The following is an 18569-nucleotide window of genomic DNA, read 5'->3' on the forward strand; positions in this document are numbered from 1 at the left end:
TGACATGGGGTCCATTTTAGTAATAAAAGGATGCCAAAGCACCCTTTTATTATTATTTTACTACCAACAAAAACCTAGTAATAATAACCATATTAATGGTGAACATCCGCAGCCACATCCGCCAAATCCTCCACCGAAGCCTCCACAGCCGCATCCGCCACAGCCTCCACCGAAGCCTCCGCAGCCACAGCCGCAATTAGAGTAGTTACCGCAGCAGCCACCTCTGTAGCCACCACCACAACAGTTATTTCTACTATAACAAGATCTTCTTGACATGTTTATCAACTCCTACTCTTTCGTATAGTACATTGTATTCATTACATATTGTTTATGTTCTGTAATATTTTTTATATTTTAATAATCATTTACGAGTATATTATTTAAATGTACTTTTTCTATTTCTTATGATAAACTATTATTAAGGAGGTGTTTATATGGAAAAGAGAAATAGATTGGTGGCTCCAAGAAATGTTGTAAACACAAAAATGCTTTATAGTTTTTATATATTAAAAGAATTATCAAAAGGAAATACTATATTTGGTAATAAGGTTCTTGAAGAATTTAGAAATAGATTTTCAGAAACTTCTCTCCCTTTTCCGGTTTCTTCTAGTACAATATACGAAACTCTCTATGATTTAGAAATGAAGGGATATGTAAAAAGTTCTTGGACAGGTGATGAATTTTTAAATAAAAGAAGTAAAAAAATATATTCTATTACAGATAGTGGTATTGAGTATTATAAATATCATCTAGCAGATTATATTAATAATCTAAATAAAACTAAAGCCACTTTAGATATTATGATAGATATGCTTATGAAATAAGATACACAAATTTGTAAAATATATTTATTAAATAATATAAATTTAATCATAGGAATATCTATAAATATAAAATTTTGTTGTAAACTTTATATTTATAAATTATTGTGTAACTATTTCTTTAATAAGAAATAGTATAATTAATATATTATTTCTATGGAGGATTATAATGAAAGAAAATAAAGTTATTAATAATTTTATTTATTTAAATAAAAATTTGAATTTTGGGGAATTAAATGAAAATACTTTAATTTTAGAATTTAATGATATTAATTTTTCAATTTATAATAAAGTATCTGTATTTATTAAAAATATAAAAACTCGAGAAGTCTTTAAATGTTCATCCTTTATAAGAAATACTGAAATAAATGTTAATTTAGATAGCATAAAACATTTATGCACAGATTATGAATACATTATTCTTATAAGAGCTGAATTAAATAATTCATCATATATAATATATCCTAAATTCACTTGTAAATCTAAAACTTATATAAGTAATAACTCATCAAAAAACAATCATAGATGGTTTATTAGAATATCTGAAAATGGTGAGCTTCGATTATCTACTATATTTATTTTTCCAAATCAAGACAATGTTAAAGAAAATATTTCATTTTAAAAAATGGATATATGTAAATTTGTTTGTTTTATTACTCAGTTAATAATATCTCAAACTTACATATATCCATTTAAAAATTATAACAAATAAAATATAAAATAAATTTACTTTTAATAAGCTTAAAAGTATTTTGATTTTAAATATTCTATAAAACAATATTTTGAACAAAAAACATTTAACTCTTCTTTATCTATATAGGCCTCTTTAGAATTAGTTACATTATTACAATATCTACATTTAAAAATTACTTCATTAGAAATTTCATTTTCCACTTCTTCTCTTGTTATCTTGTTTATTAAATTTTTAAAGCTATTCATTGTAATTCCTCACTTATACTATATTAGTATATATATATATTAATATAGTATAAGCATATAACTATTGTTTAAAATAAATTATTAGATTTTGCAATATCTATATACTCTTTTATGTTCTTTTCATCATTATAAAATAAAGGAAATTTAAAATTATAATTTCCCCATACCAATATTGGCCCTTTTGTAAAATAAAAGGTTATAAAAAATAATTCTCTTGTACATAATTTAGTTAAAAGCTTAATATATTTTTTATCTCTTATTTCAAAAAATATACTATTACTGCTTCCTTCATTTAAGATATCATTAAATAGTTCTCTCTCATGAAAATCAATATTCTCATAAATAAAATTAATACTATTATTATCTAATTTATTTTTATAAAAATCTATTATTACTTTATTCTTTTCAGAATTTAAATCAAAAAATTCTTCTAAAGCATTTATGAAGTCCTCTTCTATTATTTTAATTTCCTTATCTTCTTTAGGAGAAAGTTCAACATATTTGTATTTATTAAATCCCTCTAAAACATTACAAAATCTTATCTTTATCATTTTTTCAGCTTCTTCATTCTTTAATGACTTAACTCCCATACTTCCCCCTGATTTTAAATTATTTTATTCCATTCATAAAGTTGCTTTCTAACTTCACTAATTAATTCATTAAGATTTTCAGTTTCAATTTCAGTTACTTCATTTAAAGTATTATTTTTTATTACTTGCTTATACTTTACAACCTTATTATGATTAGAATTCCATACCTCTAATATTTTACTTTTTTCTATATCCATATCATTACTCCTTATATTGCTATAAGGAGATAAAATTAACTTTTAAATTTCGCTTTCATATCTCCAATAGCATCATAATAACAAATTCCTATTTTGCTTTTGCTCATCTTTCCTTTTTCAAATAAGTATGCGCTATAGTAATTTGTATTATTTAGTATATCCCTAATTATATAAATTAATAAGATATCTTTTTGTATTTTTAACTGAGATGTATTAACTATATTGTTAAGGTAATCTATCCTTGTATTAGAAGATGTTTCTAAAATTTGTATATACATTTTTTTTGGATCTTCTTTTATTTTTTTTAATAAATTTTGTACTGATAGTAAATCATTAATTAAATCAAATTCTCTAAAAAGTTGTAATTCATTTATATTATCTGATAATTTATTAAAATCATCATTCTTCCATTCTATTTCTACATTATTTAAATGTTTTGGTTGATTTTCTTTTATTCCCTTAGATATAACTAAATAACCTAGTAACTGGCCTAACATTATAAAATATTTATTTTCTCTTTTTACAACTTCAAATTTATCACTTTCTTTATTTAACCCAAAGTTTATATAATTTTTTATAAATCCATTAAATATATCCATTAAATCAAAATTTAACATACTAACTCCTTATTTAAAATTTATATTTATATAAGTTGCAATAAATGTTCTACATTTAACTAAAGTATCTTTTAAATTAATAGCCTTTAAGTAAAGTTAGTATTTCAACAACTTATATAAAAAAATTAAAAAATATATATGCTTTCAATTTTGTTATTTTACTTAAATAAGTCTATTAACTTTTAATTTCATAAGACTATAATGATGTAGATTATTAATTGAAACATATATATATTATTTTATCATTTATATTTATATTATTCTACTTATATAAATATCTAACTTATCATCTATTTTATATATTTATACTTATTTACGAGTATATTGTTTTAGATATAAAATAAATTTATTTGACATTAGAAATTATTGGTGATATTCTGTAATTGATAATGGTTATCAAGGAGAGGTAAATATGATAAAATATAAATTTAAAATTATAGATATTGTTAATGAAGCAAAAGGAACAAAAACATACTATTTTGAAAAACCAAAAGAGTTAACATGGGAGGCAGGATCTCATACCCATATAGGTCTTATTGGATTTGATGAAGGTGAAAAACCTAATAAAAGTTTAGTTAGACACATGTCTATAATGACTTTGCCAACTGAAAATAAAGTTGGCTTTACAACAAGAGTCCCTAGAAGCTGTTCTGAATTTAAAACCAAACTACTTAACCTAAATGTGAACGATGAGATTGTCATGTTTAAATTAGCATCAAAACTAACCTTAAGACGCTTAAATAGACCTATTGTTCTACTATCAATGGGAGTGGGAGTTGCTGCAATGAGACCTATTATCCTTAGTTTTATAGAAGACAAATCTAATATTCCTTATTTAGTTAATGTGAACGTGGATTCATCAAATGATTTTATTTTTAAGAATGAACTTGATAATCTTTCAGATGAAACATATAAAAATTATTGGTTAAATTCTAGGAAATCATTTTATGAAAATTTAGAACAATTATCACAATTACAAAACCCTATTTATTATATAGTTGGAAGTTATGATTTTCTTAAAGATACTATCCAAAGCCTAAAGACTAAGAACGTGAATATCTCAAATATTGTCATAGATCAAAAAGATGAAGTTTTAAATCAACTTTTTGGAGCTTAAAATTGATTATTTTAAAGCCCAGTGATTTAAAATCACTGGACTTTAATTCGTAATAAATTTATATAGTTTACAGTTTAGATGAAAATATCAATTTTAAGTTATATCAGCTATTTGAGCGTTGATATAATGATTCCTTAATTCAGCAGAGCTGAACTATTTCCATAACTGTGCACTGTGCCTTGTAAACTGCTTTTTAATAAAATATAACAGATAAAAAATTTACTCAATACCAAAACTATTTTCATATATATCAAAAAATGCACTTATATCAATACATTGTTTTTTCAATTCATCATCTTCTGTAGTCACTTGCCATCCGTAGGTTTTATAAGGCTTCCAATAAAATTTATTTAATTTATTAAGATTAAATTCATCTTTTATAAGATCAAATCCACCAGCAAAATCAATCTTTGCTTGTTTAAATGCTTTATTAGCATCTTTAAAAACAGGCATTCCACTTTCGGCTAATCCAATATCATAAGCTTTATTTTCTTGAAATATTTTGCTACCTATCTTTTTATCATATTCTCCTACTGCTTTTTCAGGGCTAGTAGCTTTGTATATAAGAATGATTATGAATAAAACTGCCACAATTGATATTAAAATAGTCATTTTAGATTTCTTTTTCAAGATATACACCTCTTTTTATTCTTATAATCTTAATATTTCTATTTATCATAACATATTTTACTAATAAATTCTTTTTTAAATTTAAACTTCTATTAAACTATATTATGAGCAAATATATAAGTTAGTATTAATAAATAATAATTTTTAATACTAAAAATATAATTATCTAACCTTTTTTCTGCATATTTTAAAAAGATTGTTCATTAACATAATATTAATTTTACGATAATTCATCACTTATTAAGATTGTAAAATTAAATCCACTTGTCCAATTATTATTTTCTTGGCAGTTTATTACTCCAAATTATTTCATAACTCCCATCTGCATTTATTGGCTGTAAATTAAGTTTATATACACCAGTTTGGCTTCCAGCTTCAAATTGAAGATAATTAAAATTCGGAATATGTATTATATTTCCGTTTTTGTCAGTTTCATCTTTTACTTCTTCTTTTAGGTTAAGAGTTCCACCTAAATAATCTAATGGATAAGTTAATTCACGATATATCTTTCCATCTTCATAAACTACATATCCTTTAAAAACTGATTCATTTTCAGGGTTTATAATTTCCCAATCAACTTGCCCTTCAGTTAAGTTAAAATCAAGAGAAGCATAAAATCCCTGACTTGACTTAGTTTCTATATCCACAGCAATAGTCTCTGCTTTTAATTTTGAAAATGAACCTTCATAGGTAGTATGTTTTATTGGGTTGTTGGAGCAGGAAACAAGAGTTAAAATTAAAAATGCTAGCAAAACTAAATATCTAAGTTTTTTATTCTTCAAGATTTCTCCCCCTTATAATTTTGTAATATATTACACTTACAAGTTAATTATAACATATTTTTCCAATATTCCACTATTCAGTTTTTAATGAAAGTTTCAATTACTTAATTTAAATCACGTACTGTATTTAAACTACACACTAAAAATACCGCATATTAATTTTTAGTAGTACGGCATTTTTATAAGAATTAATTTTTATGGACTTAATAAACTTATTCGTATTCCACATATTATGACCAAAAGAGATATTGAATAATTGAAATATCATGCTGTTAATAAAAAACTAATAATTTTCCTTAAAATCTTTTATCTCATCTATTTTTTTCTCAAGTCTATTTAAACGAATATATAATTCTTTTAAGTATAATGCATTTTTCTCTTCTTGCGCCTTTAACTTATTAGGTATGTAATACACAACATTAAATATAATTAATAAAATTAGTATTATAATAATAAACTCTATCACAATCTAATATCCCCCTTTAAAACTCCTATAATTACATTTATTCACTTTATTTATAACTACTATTATACTCTAAAAACTACATTCCAACTATATATTCCCATATTTGTCTTGAATTTATTTCCTTTTTACTATAGAAAATTTTATTGTTTACAAAGAGGTTATTTCTCTAGATAAAAATAGAAATAAAAAAAGCTATTGCTTACCACAAAATTTATGGTTCATAATAGCTTTAATTAAAACTATAAGGGTTTGTTGCTTTTTAATAGTTGATACGCTATAGTCTAAAAGTTTTTCTACTGCATCAGATAATTGAACTAAATTATCATCAGTTGCATCAGCATAAATATTTTTAAAGTTTTGCTCCTTAAAAACATCCTTACCTTTAGAATCACCCCCTATTTGATATCTAACCTTAATAACATTTTCCGTTAATACTGAATTTGCTGCCATATTATCACCTCCTCTTTACAATCTTCATATATGCAGAAAAGAAGGTTATAAAAATTTTATTTTTAATTTTTTGATTTAATTAATTGGAAGCACAAAAAGCACCAACCTGAGAACATTTTTCCCAAGTTGGTTCCTATAATTTTTGTTATCATATAACATTTGTAAACAGTTCAGTTCCGATAGCATTCATTATATTTATCCAGATAACTATTACTTGTTATATCCTTACAATTATTTATAAATATATTATAATCATTATTAATAAATTCTGTTTTTATTATATTAAACTCTTCTTTTGAAATTTTTTATTATAATAATAATTGCCCCAAAAACGAATTGCTTTTCCTTACTTTATCCATAAAGCAGGACGAACTCCACCTGTACATTTTCCATCACTAATGTTGCCCTTCAATATATTGTTTCCTTGTATCCCGATATTACCGTCAGTACCAAAGATATACACAGCTTTTACATTAACACGGCCAGGTGAACGAAGCCACCACCACCAAGCCCATTCTTTATTATGAAGTTTTGCTAATCTATTACTGTTATTTTCATCTTTTCTTTGAAACCAATATCTTTGATTTTTACCAGGGTTGTTCAGTTTTGAAGTGCTATCACCAAAATACTTGCATACTTCCTCAAGGCTTAATAAAAAGATATTGTCTTCAGTATCTTCTCCTCCCTTTGTCCCATACCACTGATTATCAAGATTCTTATTTATTACCGTAATGATTCTTGATTTATCAGCTGCATTAAATTTCTCATAAAATTCACCATTAAGATATTTCCTTAAAGTACAGTCAGCCCATGTTATATCTTTATAAGCATCATGGTAAGGTCGTTGGTCTATAATTTCTTCTGTTATAATCAAAGCTGTATTGTTTTGTATATCAAGCACACGCCAGTTATAATCACCAAATGATAATACTGAGCCAATTTTAATCTCTTCCATTATAAGCACTTTCCCTTCTTCTTTGTAACATGTGATTTATCAGATTTATTTCATCCTATTTAAAGGCGGTGTTTTCATCATTATCGCAACTAATCCCCAATAAATTCCCATCATAATTTCTTGTTCTTTCTCAAAAAAATTCAAAAAATTGTCTGCTTCATTTTTACATTTTTCAATATCTTTATCTAAATAAAGCCAAGTACTGTTCTTCTTTAATTTTATGCAATTTTAGCTTTTAAGCCTAGCTGCTTCATTATAATTCTGTCTAATCCTTTTAAATCTTCTTCATTTAACATATCTCCAACATCTATGATTTGTGATTTATCAATAACTGTTAGCTGCTCTGCCATCATTATATTTCCTTTATAAGCTACATCATAATCTTTAGTTAGCTTAGTATGTATTGGTAATTTAGTTTTATCTTTACTGGTTAAGGGTATTACCATAGTTGTAGTTGAAAATTTATTTCCTGTATTATTTTGTACCACTACTGCTGGTCTCTTTCCTCCCTGACAGCATCCATAACCTTCTTTAAAATCACACCATATTAGTTGTCCTCTTTTTATTACCATATTAATTTCTCCTCTCAATTTAATATTATAGGTTGTGAAGATGTTTAATTATAAAGAACATCTCCACAATACCTTTTACTTATAGTTTTAAATAAATATCTTTTAAATACTTTTTATATTTATATAACAATTTTAAGTACTCTTTCAATACTAAAAAATCTTTTTGACCAGTTATATCTAAAGCAATATAACCTAAATCATTATCAATTTTTCTTATCTCAGGATCTTCTAAGATTAATTTATTTCTGTCTAAAAACATGTTATAAACTAAATTTTCTAACTCATCCTTTAGCTTATATACCTCATATTTACAACGCTCCTTTAGACTATTATTCATCCCAAGGATCGTTATCACTTTCATCCATACCGTAATCCTCTACATCACATTGATATTCAAACTCTTCTCTAGACAAACTTCCTCCTTCATTCCTATGCTCTCTCCATCTTTCATCTCTATCATCTCTACACATCTATAATTCTCCTTTCATTTATTATCTAAAGTGCCTGTATTAAAAGTACTTTTAAATTTACTTTATACTTTTCCTGAGCACATTTTTAGTATACTATAGGAAAGTATATAAAGCATTTCTGGTTTCAGACAATCTTTTAGGAACAAAAAAGAGGAAACCCAAGACTTCCTCCAACTAATTCAAATTTTAAAATTTTAAATCTAATTATCTTAATTCTTCTAACTATTTCTTAAAATTTCTAATTATTTCTTGAGATTTCTCACTTATTCATTTAACACTTAAATTTATTAGAGGTTTTTAATAAATTTCTTATAAATTTTGTTTTAAACAATCATACTAATTTTCAAAATTAATCATATTATTAACTTTATTCATAACATCTTTCATTGACTTAAATTCCTTTTTATCAAAATCACTAGCTTTTTTATAAAATACATCATTGTCTATTTCATTATTTTCTATAATATAGTTGAAATTATTTTTGTCTACTATTTCAAAGCTTATCCTATCTATTTTCTTAGCAATTGATTTAATGTCTTCATCAAAGGTAGTTAAAATAATAAAATTAGTATCCTTGCTATAATATTTATTAAACTCTTCAATTGTATTACTTATAAATTCTATTTTTTCTGCAATAGTTGATTTTCTATCTTTCTTTAAATCTTTATTGTTGTCTTTATATATTCTATCAGATTTAACTTTTCCCCACGAAATACTGTTATATACTATATCTTCTTCTGTATATAAAACATTATAATGTATATTCTCAGCTCCTATTATCATTCCTAAGCTTACATTTAATATTCTCTTTTTACTTCTTTCATATTTTGGAACTTCAGCTGATGAAATGGTTCCTAAATTAATATATTTCAAGATAAATGCTATGCTGTTATCTTTATCTAATACTTCTTCCAATATAATATTTTTCCCTTCTGCTTATTTTGTAATTATATTTTTAATATAAATAAAACTATTTAAAAGATTTGTTGTTTGTTTGATGAGTTTTTTAGCCTATCTAATAATTACCTACTCTCTTTGTTGCTATAACCTTCCTAGAAAGCCCTCCATGAATAAGCTGAAGCACATCATTTTCATTATAGTCACAATAATCATACACCCTAAATTTAAGTTCTCTTTTATTCTCAAAATCAGTTACAAATACTTCATAATAGTTCCTTCTACCTCTTCTACCTGATTTCATTACAATCCCAGTACAAATTCCTTTTGTCTCTGTATATAAGCCCAAAATTGCATCTATAAAATATAGTACATCTGAAATAATAAATATAAAAGCAATAACCATGGCAGGAATATACTCTAACCTAAATTTACCTGAGAATGGTAATATAAATATAAGTACAATCCAGTCAATATGCTTAATTCTTTCAATAAAACTTACTGATACATGAGGATGTATCATTGGTTTAATCCTCCATAACAAATTAATATCCTCGTAAGAATTTTTATTATAAGCCTTTCTCCAATTTCTTTGAGTTTCAGAAAGCATATAAGATGACTTAATCTTACTTTTGAACATATATAAGTTTATATATCCAGCAAACATGAGCAATGCTGAAATAATTATACTAATATTTCTAACAATAATAATTGTAAATACTATATATCCAATAAAAAGTGCACCTAATAGTTTCATAAAATACATCTTTTTATTAAGCTCTTTCTTCTCTTCACCGGAAAGCTTCCTACTCTTTTCAAAAAAATTAAGAATGCAGCATATAAAAATAGTAAAAAGTGTAAAAGAATTAACATTATTTACAGCCCCTATAGTTTCATAAGAGCCTCCCCTCATAAAATATACAAAGCTTGTAGCTACATTTAACACTATGGGAAATATAGCAAAAATCAAATTACTTTCCGACCCTCTTTTTTCAGACCACATATTTTCTCCCCCGCATTTTTTAAGTTAAAATAAGTTTTGTTTATATGTAAAACATGGTAAATATATTATTCATTTTATCATAAAAACAATCTGTATATTGTAAATTTTATATTTTTACTCTTTCATTTTTTATTAATAAATAGTATAAAAAAAGGTACCACTTAATAGGTTAATGGCACCTTTTTCTAAATTAAGTCTAAGATTATTATTCAGCAACTCTTCTTAAATAACAAATAAAATTATATAAATTGGAATTAGAACTTCTATTAATGTCAATTTTTGAGTTTAAAGTTGTATTTTATAAATTTTTCTTATTTGTATTATTCTAGAAGTTAACATCTTTCTCATTATCCCTAATTCTATTTATTCTTTTACTTACACTTATACTTCTAAATTTCTTTGCATGGGGTTTTAATAACTTAAGGCTATCAAATCCAAATATACTTTTAACAATCCAAGCAAAAAGCAAAATTATTACTACTGGAATAACACAGGAAGTTATAATTAAAACAGCAATAGCATCTATAAATGACCCTAGCATTTCCTCTCCCTTTTTAATCATTTGAGATACATCATTTCCTATTTTAGAAGTAACATCAGATATATAGTCTCCTATCTTTTCAAGAATGCCTTTATCTTCTTCTGTAATTTCGCTTCGCTTCTCTTCTATATATTCTTCACTTTCTTTTGTAGCTTCAAAGGTTTCATCTATTGAGGTTTTATATGAATCATATATTAAATCGCTGGATTTTATGCTAACTGGAATAACCATAGAAATAACAATTCCAAGTATAGCAAACTTTATTGCAAGCTTTAATAATATATCCTTATTGAAAAACAAATAAGTTATCCCTAAAAAACATGCTAAAGGAATAATATAAGTAAATGATAGATATCCAACTACTGAAATTAACATTTTCTCTAATAAAATTGCTCCAAGTATAATAACAAAATAAGAAGTTAAATCTAAAATTTTATTTGCAATTGGTGTTCCAGCATCCCCTGGTATTAAAGATATGGCTGTTGATGATGAGGCAGCTGCTAGTGTAAGCTTCATAACTGTATCCCTCTTATCATCTAAAGATTTTATTGTTGACTCATTAAAGCTAGGTGCTGTTACTACTTTTGATATACCAAAGTATGATACCAATGCTACTAGCAGCAATAAAGCTCCTACTATTATTTTTTTAGAAAATTCATTTTTATTAAATACTGCCATATGTTTCTCTCCCTTATTAATTTATTAAGTCTTTGTAACTTCTTTTTTACTTATTTATCTAAATGTAAATATGATTTAATGTGATATTTATCAATTAGTCTTTATAAAACACTAAAGATATACTTACTTTTGTCATAACTATATATTCTGTAAAAGAAGTTATATTCCTTCCTAAATAGATTTTTCATGCTTATTATTTTAATTACTTAATAAAGTATTTTACCTTCTTTCCTGTTAAGTGATAATATTCATTATCTAATTTTTTTGCTTCCTGTTATTATATATATTATGTTAAGTGGCAAGTTTATTGATTGCAACAAAGGGTAGTAATAATGTTACGAACCTTTTCTTCTTCATCTACTAAGTTTACTAGCTTACTTACATTTCCATTAGAATAGTCAAGCCATGTAGAAACCTCTTTGGCTAAAAATAATGGATTTTCATAAGTACCATAGATTTTAAAGTTCTTTTCAAGTACTATTTTCTCCATAATTACTGATAATCTCTTTTCCATATCTTTAACCTCCTTTTATTTATTTACCTTCGATACTTGTTATAGTAATTTCATTTTTTATATTTTTATTATTATTTACGAGTAAATCCTTTAAGATACTAATACATAGAATTGTCTCCTTTATTATTGCTGCTTGTCCCACTCACTTACTTACCCCTATAGTTTGTCCTCTTCATTTTCTATATATATATATATAACATTTACGATTATATTATTTAAGATAATATTTGAAACACCATAATTTACTCCTTATAAATATTTGTAGCTTTCAGTTATCTTAGAACTTAAAAACCTCTTTAAATTTTCCTTGCCTAAGCATCATTTTATAATTTTTTTGCCCCCATTGTCTTACAATTATTTTGTGAAGTACTTTATTAAAAATCACTTCAATTTAATTGTTTCTTTTTACCAATAGTGGTGACATTTACATACCTACATGATAGGATGGACCTACTAAATAACTACTTTATACTAACACAATGGCATTTCAGTAATTAATGCTGGGCAGTTTGTACTTCTTATAAATCAAATTAGAGTAATAATCATCTGACTATGATTCTTTCAATAATTCACTGAATTTATCAAGCAACTTTTCCTTTTCACTACTACCATTAGTCCTAAATCTTATTATCGGAATGTCATATTTGCTTAATATTTTATCCTTCATCCTATCTCTTACTAGCTGCTCCTCATTTTCTACATGAAATTTATATCCATCAACCTCTACTACTAATACTGGCATCTTATCTAATTTATTAAATATAATAAAATCATTATGTGTCCATGGATTTAAAACAAACTTTCTTTCTTCATAAGTTAATTTACTTATATCTTTTATAGTCATTTTTAGTGGAACATGGATAGCTATATCTAAGGTATTGTATTCCTTTTCTTGTAATACTTCTTTAATTAGTCCATACATTAAATTTTCCGAAGCAAACTCTGATATTCTCTTTGATTTCTTTAAGATTTCTACTAACTTATTTGAATATGATTTATAAAGCAAATCAAAAATTGATGATGTATTACTTTCTATAATGTCTAAGTTATTATATTTAATATGCTTAATTAAGTCCCCAAGGTTGCTGTGATAATTTTCAAAATCTGAAGAAACTACTATTAATTTCTTAACTGCTCTTGAAACTGCTACATTTATTAAATTAGAGTTATCTATAAAATCATTTATGTCATTGGCAACAGTACTTAAAATTATTACATCTTTTTCTCTACCTTGATATTTATGAACTGTATCTACTTCAATTACATCATCCACTAAATTAGATACTTCTTTTACTTGCAGTTTATATGGTGCTATGATTCCAATTGATTTGCTATCTTTAACTCCAGGTAAAACTTCATTAATAATAATATCTATTTCTCTTTGATTTATATTACCTCTTGCGTGATTTCCTACTTTGGTTTTATATAAAGCAAGTGGTTTATCTCCATCGGTCTCATTAGTTAATATAATTAGTTCACTGTTATAAAACTTTTTATTGCAATAACTTATTATCATTGGATGACATCTATAGTGTTCTTTTAAAAGTGTTTTAGGAATACTATCACTTAACTTTGTAATTGATAATAATAAATTATTAGTAGAAAAACTGTAGGCATCTTTCAAATTATACTTCTTAAATATTTCATTGCTAACAATTTTATCTTGACTGTTTACTACATTAGTTAATTGCTTTAAATCACCTACAACAACTACATTCCTAGCACATGATAAAGCTAATCCACCAGTTAATAAATCTACTTGTGATGCTTCATCTATTATCACATAATCAAATAAATAATTCTCTTTAATGCAATTTCTTAAAGAATGTGTAGTGCTTAATACCACAGGATATTCATCTATTACTTTATCAAAGTTTTTCCATAAATCTTCTTCTGTAAACTGTGGTCTTAATTTACTTTTGCTATATTTTAATGCTATGTAATTCTTAAATAATTTCATAGAGTTTTCACTAAATTTTTTCATTTCAACTTCAAAATGATATCTTTCAAGTTCTTTTTCTAATGCTTCAATTTCTAAGGTTATTTCATTTATTCTTATTTTATAATATAAACTATACAAATAATCAATTATTTCATCAATCTGTACTTTATAAAAATCAAAGGTTATTATCCCATACTTAAGTAAATTCCTTAGTTTGTATAATGTTGATAACCCTTTACTTTTATTTCTTATCATTTTTATATCTATGATTAAGTTCATTATCTTATCTGCTTTTAACTTGAATATGGATTTAAAGTTTAAGTTTAATATATCCTTAGATAAATACTCCCTTATAAAGTGTTGTTCTTCTATTTCCAATTCAGATAACTGTTGTTTTAAGTTAGCCAATTTATTTTGCTTATTTAACATATTGTCTAATGCATTTTGTGTTAATTTTAACTCTTGCACCAATTTTTTCTTTGACTCTACATCAAGGTTCCAATTAAGCATATTTAAATATTCAGTACTTTGTGAGTTAATAAATTGTTCTTTATTCTCTTTTTTACCTAAAGTTGCACAAAAGAAATCTAAATCATACTTTTGTAGCTTTTCATAAACATTTGCTGTTGCAGCATTGTTATTAGATACTATTGCAACAGTTTTGCCTTCTACAACTAAATTTGCAATAATATTTAAGATTGTTTGAGTCTTACCTGTACCAGGAGGCCCCTCAATAATACTAATTTGATTAGTTAATGCTTTAAAAGTTGCCTCTTTTTGACTTAGATTAAACCCAAATGGAAAAATAATAGTATCTTTATTAACTGAAGATTTTAACTCCTTAGTAGGATTTAAATAATATGATAATGCGCTGTTAGGACTAATGTAAGAGATTTTTTCATATTGCTTACCTAGAAATGATTTATGTCCATCCACAATTAACCCAATGTTTTTTGAAAGTTCCTTGAAATACTCAAAGCAATTTACAGTGCTTTTATTTGTAAGACATGATTCTTCCACAATTATTTGATTTCTATGATATGTTTTATTAAAATTGTTTTTATAAATTACTTTAATATAATTATTAAATTCTAATGCTTTTAATATTCCAACTAATGGTTTATTATTTGCGTATATAGCCTTGTTTTTAATATTTAATTCAGTAGGATTGCTTAACCAAGTTATGTTATCGTAATTATATCTATATGTTCTTCCACCTTTGAAAACTACGGTGTACATTTTATTTTCATATTTACAAAACTCTATATTTTCTGTACTATCCTTACCTTTTATTAGTATAAGATTCTTTTCTATGTTCAAAACTCAATCTCCTTTGTAAAACTTTATGAAGCATTTTTCGTTTCACAGTTTATAACTATTATAACATATTCTTCAAAATAAATTATATATCATGTATATCTAAAATATCAAAAATCATAGCCTCTTCTTTATGGATAAATAGTTCTATTTTATACTCTGATTGCTTTGAAATTGAATATATTTCTTTTATAAGGGCAAATTAACTAGATATAATTAAATTTCTTTTATATTAATACAAAAGTTAATTTTAAAAGTTTAAAGAGGTGTCCTATGATATCAGAAAATAAGTTATCAGACAAAAGATTAACTAAAGCTTATAATAATGCAAAAATTGAATACTTTGATAATAATTCTAGATATATATTTTTCAGTGACTGTCACAGAGGGAATTGTACACCATCTGATGAATTTGCCAAAAATCAGAATATCTTTTTATTCGCATTAGAATACTATTTTAACAATGGATATACTTATGTGGAACTTGGAGATGGAGATGAACTTTGGCAAAACTCTAATTTTAAAGAAATCAGACTAGCACATGATGAGGTATATACCCTATTTCAAAAATTCTACGATTATAATAGATTAATTATGTTATATGGAAATCACAATATATACTTAAAGTATAGGAATTTTGTAGAAGAAAATTATTATGAATACTACGATGATTATAATCAGGAAACCATAAAATTATTTCCTAACATTAACATACATGAAGCAGTAATATTTAAGCACAAATATACAGGTCAGGAAATACTAGCTGTTCATGGTCATCAAGGTGACTTAATGAATGACAAATTCTGGCGTTTTACTCTGCTTTCAGTAAGATATTTTTGGAGATATCTTCACTCAATAGGATTCACAAATCCCTCAAGCCCCGTAAAAAATGCTGAAAAAATTCATAAAATTGAACGTTTTTATAGCAATTGGATTGAAAAAAACAAAATTATGATTATCTGCGGACATACCCATAGACCACACTTTCCTAAAATTAACGAATTACCCTACTTTAATGACGGATCCTGCGTAAGAGCAAATGGAATACAAGGTATTGAAATAGCAGATGGAAAAATAATATTAGTTGAATGGAGAATTAGTTATAACCCTCCAGGTGATCTCCATATAAAAAGAAAAATATTAAGAGGCCCAGAACCAATCGAAACATTCGATTTAAGAAAAAGAACTGATGCTTAATTAATCTTCTAATGGTAAATTGGCATTTGTCATATCTCATGCTAATATTAATGTCAAGATTATTTTGAACAATTGTGCCAATATTTTTATGTACAATTGTTCAGTTGTTTTTATCTGCCATTTTGGATAGTGCAGTAGCCGTTCTATAAGAGTTTCCTAGAATATTAACAATAGTAGAATGATGGACAAGTCTATCTAAAATAGCGCTAGCTAACATATTATCCACAAATATTTGATTCCAGTCGGACAAATTTATATTACTAGTACTATTGTACTTTTCTTTTCATAACGCCTATCTATAAGCTGAAAAAACATTTTTGCTTCTTGCTCACCAATAGATAAATAGCCAATTTCATCAATTATAAGAAGTTTATATTTGCTAAAATGCTTTATCCTATCGTCAAGTTTATTCTCTAAATAAGCCTTTTTTAATTGTTCTATTAAATCTTGGCATTTTATAAAATAAGTACTTACTCTTTTCTTTGCAGCAGCAATTCCAATTGAGGTCGCAAGGTGGGTTTTACCCACGCCGCTATTCCCTATTAAAATAATACTGCTATTATTTTCTAAAAACCTCAAACTTTCAAAGTCTAAAAATTGCTGCTTATTTATTTTAGGCTGAAAATCAAAGTCAAAATCTTTTAATTCTTTCAGGTGCGGAAAGCCAGCTACTTTAACCATAGCATGTGCCGCATTAAAATTTTTAACTTCAACTTCTTTACTAGTTAATTCGCATAAAGCATCTACAATACTTGTTTTATGATTATTTATTTTATTAATATAATCATCTATCTGAAGGCTCATTTGTGTTAATTTAAGCTCACGTAAGTTCTCCTATAATTGTTGATAACTGTTCATTAAATTTTTTCATCTCCTCTAAATGTTTAGCTGCATAATTCTTAACGTCTTCTTGATCTGAATTCTTAAAGGTTAATCCCATCATTGCTAAATGATGACCATCATGATAATTTATTTTTTCGTTAGAAACTGTATGTAAAGTTATCATTTTGGGGTCATAATAAACATATAGGTTATTATCAATAACCTTAACAACAATACTTTTACCAATAAAATCAATAGGGACAGAATATAAATTGCCCTTATAGCGAAATAGTGAATTGGAATTGACTTTCGCATTTATTGTTGTATTTTTGTAGTAAGAACATATTTTATCATTGGGTAGTGGTAAAATATGTTCTTTCTCTTTTTTAAATACTAAAATTGGTGGTATTCCGGTAGCCTGGCATATCCTTGAATTAGCTTCATTTGTTATCTGTTGCATTTTGTTATGCAACTGTTCTTCATTATCAAGTAGACCATTATAACTCATTATTTCATCTATAATTCTCATGGGGTTTTCAACCTTTGCCTTAGTGTTTGGCCTTGCTCTAACGCAAGGGACGATCTTAAATCCAAAGTCATCAGCAAACTGCTGAAATTTAGGATTGACTTTCCCGGCAGAAAGTTCAGTTCTAGCTTTATCCATCATCGTAGATGCATTATCTATAAGTATCTCTTGAGGAACCCCTTCTAATTCTTCTAATGCATTAGCTAAAAAATCAAATAAATATGCTTGTGATTTAGTTGGACAAACTGCCCAATATTTAAATCTAGAAGCTGATAATATTAAGCTGCCGACATTGAAAATAAATTCTTCCCCATTTCTGAAAGAAAACTTTAAGTCTTCTTTCCAATCAAACTGTGCTTGCTTTCCAAATGGCGTTTCTGATTTTACAGCATCTCTTTTTTTCTTTGGTTTAAAGTACTCTGCAAAATTTTCATGTTTTAAAATATAGTAATTGAAATCGCTCCTTGAGCAATTTAACCCCTTTTCTCTACCCAAATATCTGTAAAGATGAGATTTATAATAAAAG

Annotated in this window: 23 protein-coding genes and 1 pseudogene; 4 read left to right on the top strand and 20 right to left on the bottom strand. The window is 25.7% G+C overall.

Annotation, left to right across the window (positions count from 1 at the left end):
- Positions 1 to 60: 60 nt before the first annotated feature.
- Positions 61 to 276, bottom strand: a complete 216-nt coding sequence (locus AAT22_RS18800; RefSeq protein WP_083935722.1) for a hypothetical protein — start codon at positions 274 to 276, stop codon at positions 61 to 63.
- Positions 277 to 434: 158 nt separating this feature from the next.
- Here AAT22_RS18800 and AAT22_RS10615 point away from each other — a divergent pair, with 158 nt between their 5' ends.
- The gene (locus tag AAT22_RS10615) at positions 435 to 824 is read left to right on the top strand and encodes a PadR family transcriptional regulator (protein ID WP_047001195.1); all 390 of its coding nucleotides are present in this window, start codon (positions 435 to 437) and stop codon (positions 822 to 824) included.
- 166 nt (positions 825 to 990) lie between these two features.
- Positions 991 to 1443 carry a hypothetical protein gene (locus AAT22_RS10620; protein WP_047001196.1) on the top strand — a complete coding sequence of 151 codons (453 nt, stop codon included), beginning with the start codon at positions 991 to 993 and terminating at the stop codon, positions 1441 to 1443.
- 119 nt (positions 1444 to 1562) lie between these two features.
- Here the strand turns inward: AAT22_RS10620 and AAT22_RS10625 are convergent, their stop codons facing one another.
- The 4 genes from AAT22_RS10625 to AAT22_RS10640 all read right to left on the bottom strand — a co-directional run bounded on the left by AAT22_RS10625 (position 1563) and on the right by AAT22_RS10640 (position 3164).
- Entirely contained in the window at positions 1563 to 1760 is a 198-nt protein-coding gene (locus AAT22_RS10625; RefSeq protein WP_047001197.1) for a hypothetical protein, read from the bottom strand.
- Between the two features lie 68 nt (positions 1761 to 1828).
- The gene (locus AAT22_RS10630; RefSeq protein ID WP_047001198.1) at positions 1829 to 2350 is read right to left on the bottom strand and encodes a hypothetical protein; all 522 of its coding nucleotides are present in this window, start codon (positions 2348 to 2350) and stop codon (positions 1829 to 1831) included.
- A gap of 14 nt (positions 2351 to 2364) precedes the next feature.
- Positions 2365 to 2547: a hypothetical protein gene (locus AAT22_RS10635; RefSeq protein ID WP_047001199.1), complete on the bottom strand. Its 183-nt coding sequence runs from the start codon at positions 2545 to 2547 to the stop codon at positions 2365 to 2367.
- A gap of 35 nt (positions 2548 to 2582) precedes the next feature.
- On the bottom strand, positions 2583 to 3164 hold the full coding sequence (locus tag AAT22_RS10640; protein ID WP_047001200.1) for a hypothetical protein: 582 nt from the start codon (positions 3162 to 3164) through the stop codon (positions 2583 to 2585).
- 412 nt (positions 3165 to 3576) lie between these two features.
- Here AAT22_RS10640 and AAT22_RS10645 point away from each other — a divergent pair, with 412 nt between their 5' ends.
- Positions 3577 to 4281 (top strand): hypothetical protein, encoded by a 705-nt coding sequence (locus AAT22_RS10645; protein WP_047001201.1) that lies wholly within the window; start codon positions 3577 to 3579, stop codon positions 4279 to 4281.
- Positions 4282 to 4500: 219 nt separating this feature from the next.
- Here the strand turns inward: AAT22_RS10645 and AAT22_RS10650 are convergent, their stop codons facing one another.
- The 13 genes from AAT22_RS10650 to AAT22_RS10705 all read right to left on the bottom strand — a co-directional run bounded on the left by AAT22_RS10650 (position 4501) and on the right by AAT22_RS10705 (position 15501).
- Positions 4501 to 4911 carry a hypothetical protein gene (locus AAT22_RS10650; protein ID WP_052953943.1) on the bottom strand — a complete coding sequence of 137 codons (411 nt, stop codon included), beginning with the start codon at positions 4909 to 4911 and terminating at the stop codon, positions 4501 to 4503.
- 275 nt (positions 4912 to 5186) lie between these two features.
- Positions 5187 to 5693, bottom strand: a complete 507-nt coding sequence (locus tag AAT22_RS10655; protein ID WP_047001202.1) for a hypothetical protein — start codon at positions 5691 to 5693, stop codon at positions 5187 to 5189.
- A gap of 283 nt (positions 5694 to 5976) precedes the next feature.
- The gene (locus AAT22_RS10660; RefSeq protein WP_047001203.1) at positions 5977 to 6159 is read right to left on the bottom strand and encodes a hypothetical protein; all 183 of its coding nucleotides are present in this window, start codon (positions 6157 to 6159) and stop codon (positions 5977 to 5979) included.
- A gap of 192 nt (positions 6160 to 6351) precedes the next feature.
- Complete coding sequence (locus tag AAT22_RS10665; protein ID WP_047001204.1) at positions 6352 to 6609, bottom strand: DUF1659 domain-containing protein; 258 nt, start codon at positions 6607 to 6609, stop codon at positions 6352 to 6354.
- A 346-nt stretch (positions 6610 to 6955) separates the two neighbouring features.
- Complete coding sequence (locus tag AAT22_RS10670; RefSeq protein ID WP_016209090.1) at positions 6956 to 7564, bottom strand: DUF6273 domain-containing protein; 609 nt, start codon at positions 7562 to 7564, stop codon at positions 6956 to 6958.
- A 218-nt stretch (positions 7565 to 7782) separates the two neighbouring features.
- Positions 7783 to 8136 (bottom strand): type II toxin-antitoxin system PemK/MazF family toxin, encoded by a 354-nt coding sequence (locus tag AAT22_RS10675; RefSeq protein WP_047001205.1) that lies wholly within the window; start codon positions 8134 to 8136, stop codon positions 7783 to 7785.
- Positions 8137 to 8215: 79 nt separating this feature from the next.
- Positions 8216 to 8473, bottom strand: coding sequence for a hypothetical protein (locus AAT22_RS10680; protein ID WP_016209088.1), 258 nt, complete (start codon positions 8471 to 8473; stop codon positions 8216 to 8218).
- A complete protein-coding gene (locus tag AAT22_RS19100) occupies positions 8466 to 8606 on the bottom strand; it encodes a hypothetical protein (RefSeq protein ID WP_156174315.1) in 141 nt (46 codons plus the stop codon). The genes AAT22_RS10680 and AAT22_RS19100 overlap by 8 nt, the downstream gene beginning before the upstream one ends.
- A 336-nt stretch (positions 8607 to 8942) precedes the next feature.
- Positions 8943 to 9521, bottom strand: coding sequence for a hypothetical protein (locus AAT22_RS10685; RefSeq protein WP_047001206.1), 579 nt, complete (start codon positions 9519 to 9521; stop codon positions 8943 to 8945).
- A gap of 100 nt (positions 9522 to 9621) precedes the next feature.
- A complete protein-coding gene (locus AAT22_RS10690; protein WP_047001207.1) occupies positions 9622 to 10506 on the bottom strand; it encodes a hypothetical protein in 885 nt (294 codons plus the stop codon).
- A gap of 325 nt (positions 10507 to 10831) precedes the next feature.
- Complete coding sequence (locus tag AAT22_RS10695; protein WP_052953944.1) at positions 10832 to 11725, bottom strand: hypothetical protein; 894 nt, start codon at positions 11723 to 11725, stop codon at positions 10832 to 10834.
- Between the two features lie 304 nt (positions 11726 to 12029).
- On the bottom strand, positions 12030 to 12239 hold the full coding sequence (locus AAT22_RS10700; protein WP_052953945.1) for a hypothetical protein: 210 nt from the start codon (positions 12237 to 12239) through the stop codon (positions 12030 to 12032).
- Positions 12240 to 12789: 550 nt separating this feature from the next.
- Positions 12790 to 15501 (bottom strand): AAA domain-containing protein, encoded by a 2712-nt coding sequence (locus tag AAT22_RS10705; RefSeq protein WP_047001208.1) that lies wholly within the window; start codon positions 15499 to 15501, stop codon positions 12790 to 12792.
- 270 nt (positions 15502 to 15771) lie between these two features.
- Here AAT22_RS10705 and AAT22_RS10710 point away from each other — a divergent pair, with 270 nt between their 5' ends.
- A complete protein-coding gene (locus AAT22_RS10710; protein ID WP_047001209.1) occupies positions 15772 to 16695 on the top strand; it encodes a metallophosphoesterase in 924 nt (307 codons plus the stop codon).
- 100 nt (positions 16696 to 16795) lie between these two features.
- Here the strand turns inward: AAT22_RS10710 and istB are convergent.
- A pseudogene (gene istB / locus AAT22_RS10715) lies at positions 16796 to 17499 on the bottom strand (IS21-like element helper ATPase IstB).
- A gap of 16 nt (positions 17500 to 17515) precedes the next feature.
- Positions 17516 to 18569, bottom strand: a 1054-nt coding sequence (istA, locus tag AAT22_RS10720) for an IS21 family transposase (protein WP_047001213.1), incomplete at its 5' end; no start/stop codon positions are given.

Origin of the sequence: Clostridium sp. C8, from assembly GCF_001010885.1 — a bacterium.
GTDB classification, from domain to species: Bacteria; Bacillota; Clostridia; order Clostridiales; family Clostridiaceae; genus Clostridium; species Clostridium sartagoforme.

Bases quoted from the DNA above. Each gene is read 5' to 3' on its own strand.
- AAT22_RS18800 (WP_083935722.1), bottom strand. From the start codon at position 276: ATGTCAAGAAGATCTTGTTATAGTAGAAATAACTGTTGTGGTGGTGGC.
- AAT22_RS10615 (WP_047001195.1), top strand. From the start codon at position 435: ATGGAAAAGAGAAATAGATTGGTGGCTCCAAGAAATGTTGTAAACACA.
- AAT22_RS10620 (WP_047001196.1), top strand. From the start codon at position 991: ATGAAAGAAAATAAAGTTATTAATAATTTTATTTATTTAAATAAAAAT.
- AAT22_RS10625 (WP_047001197.1), bottom strand. From the start codon at position 1,760: ATGAATAGCTTTAAAAATTTAATAAACAAGATAACAAGAGAAGAAGTG.
- AAT22_RS10630 (WP_047001198.1), bottom strand. From the start codon at position 2,350: ATGGGAGTTAAGTCATTAAAGAATGAAGAAGCTGAAAAAATGATAAAG.
- AAT22_RS10635 (WP_047001199.1), bottom strand. From the start codon at position 2,547: ATGGATATAGAAAAAAGTAAAATATTAGAGGTATGGAATTCTAATCAT.
- AAT22_RS10640 (WP_047001200.1), bottom strand. From the start codon at position 3,164: ATGTTAAATTTTGATTTAATGGATATATTTAATGGATTTATAAAAAAT.
- AAT22_RS10645 (WP_047001201.1), top strand. From the start codon at position 3,577: ATGATAAAATATAAATTTAAAATTATAGATATTGTTAATGAAGCAAAA.
- AAT22_RS10665 (WP_047001204.1), bottom strand. From the start codon at position 6,609: ATGGCAGCAAATTCAGTATTAACGGAAAATGTTATTAAGGTTAGATAT.
- AAT22_RS10670 (WP_016209090.1), bottom strand. From the start codon at position 7,564: ATGGAAGAGATTAAAATTGGCTCAGTATTATCATTTGGTGATTATAAC.
- AAT22_RS10675 (WP_047001205.1), bottom strand. From the start codon at position 8,136: ATGGTAATAAAAAGAGGACAACTAATATGGTGTGATTTTAAAGAAGGT.
- AAT22_RS10680 (WP_016209088.1), bottom strand. From the start codon at position 8,473: ATGAATAATAGTCTAAAGGAGCGTTGTAAATATGAGGTATATAAGCTA.
- AAT22_RS19100 (WP_156174315.1), bottom strand. From the start codon at position 8,606: ATGTGTAGAGATGATAGAGATGAAAGATGGAGAGAGCATAGGAATGAA.
- AAT22_RS10690 (WP_047001207.1), bottom strand. From the start codon at position 10,506: ATGTGGTCTGAAAAAAGAGGGTCGGAAAGTAATTTGATTTTTGCTATA.
- AAT22_RS10695 (WP_052953944.1), bottom strand. From the start codon at position 11,725: ATGGCAGTATTTAATAAAAATGAATTTTCTAAAAAAATAATAGTAGGA.
- AAT22_RS10700 (WP_052953945.1), bottom strand. From the start codon at position 12,239: ATGGAAAAGAGATTATCAGTAATTATGGAGAAAATAGTACTTGAAAAG.
- AAT22_RS10710 (WP_047001209.1), top strand. From the start codon at position 15,772: ATGATATCAGAAAATAAGTTATCAGACAAAAGATTAACTAAAGCTTAT.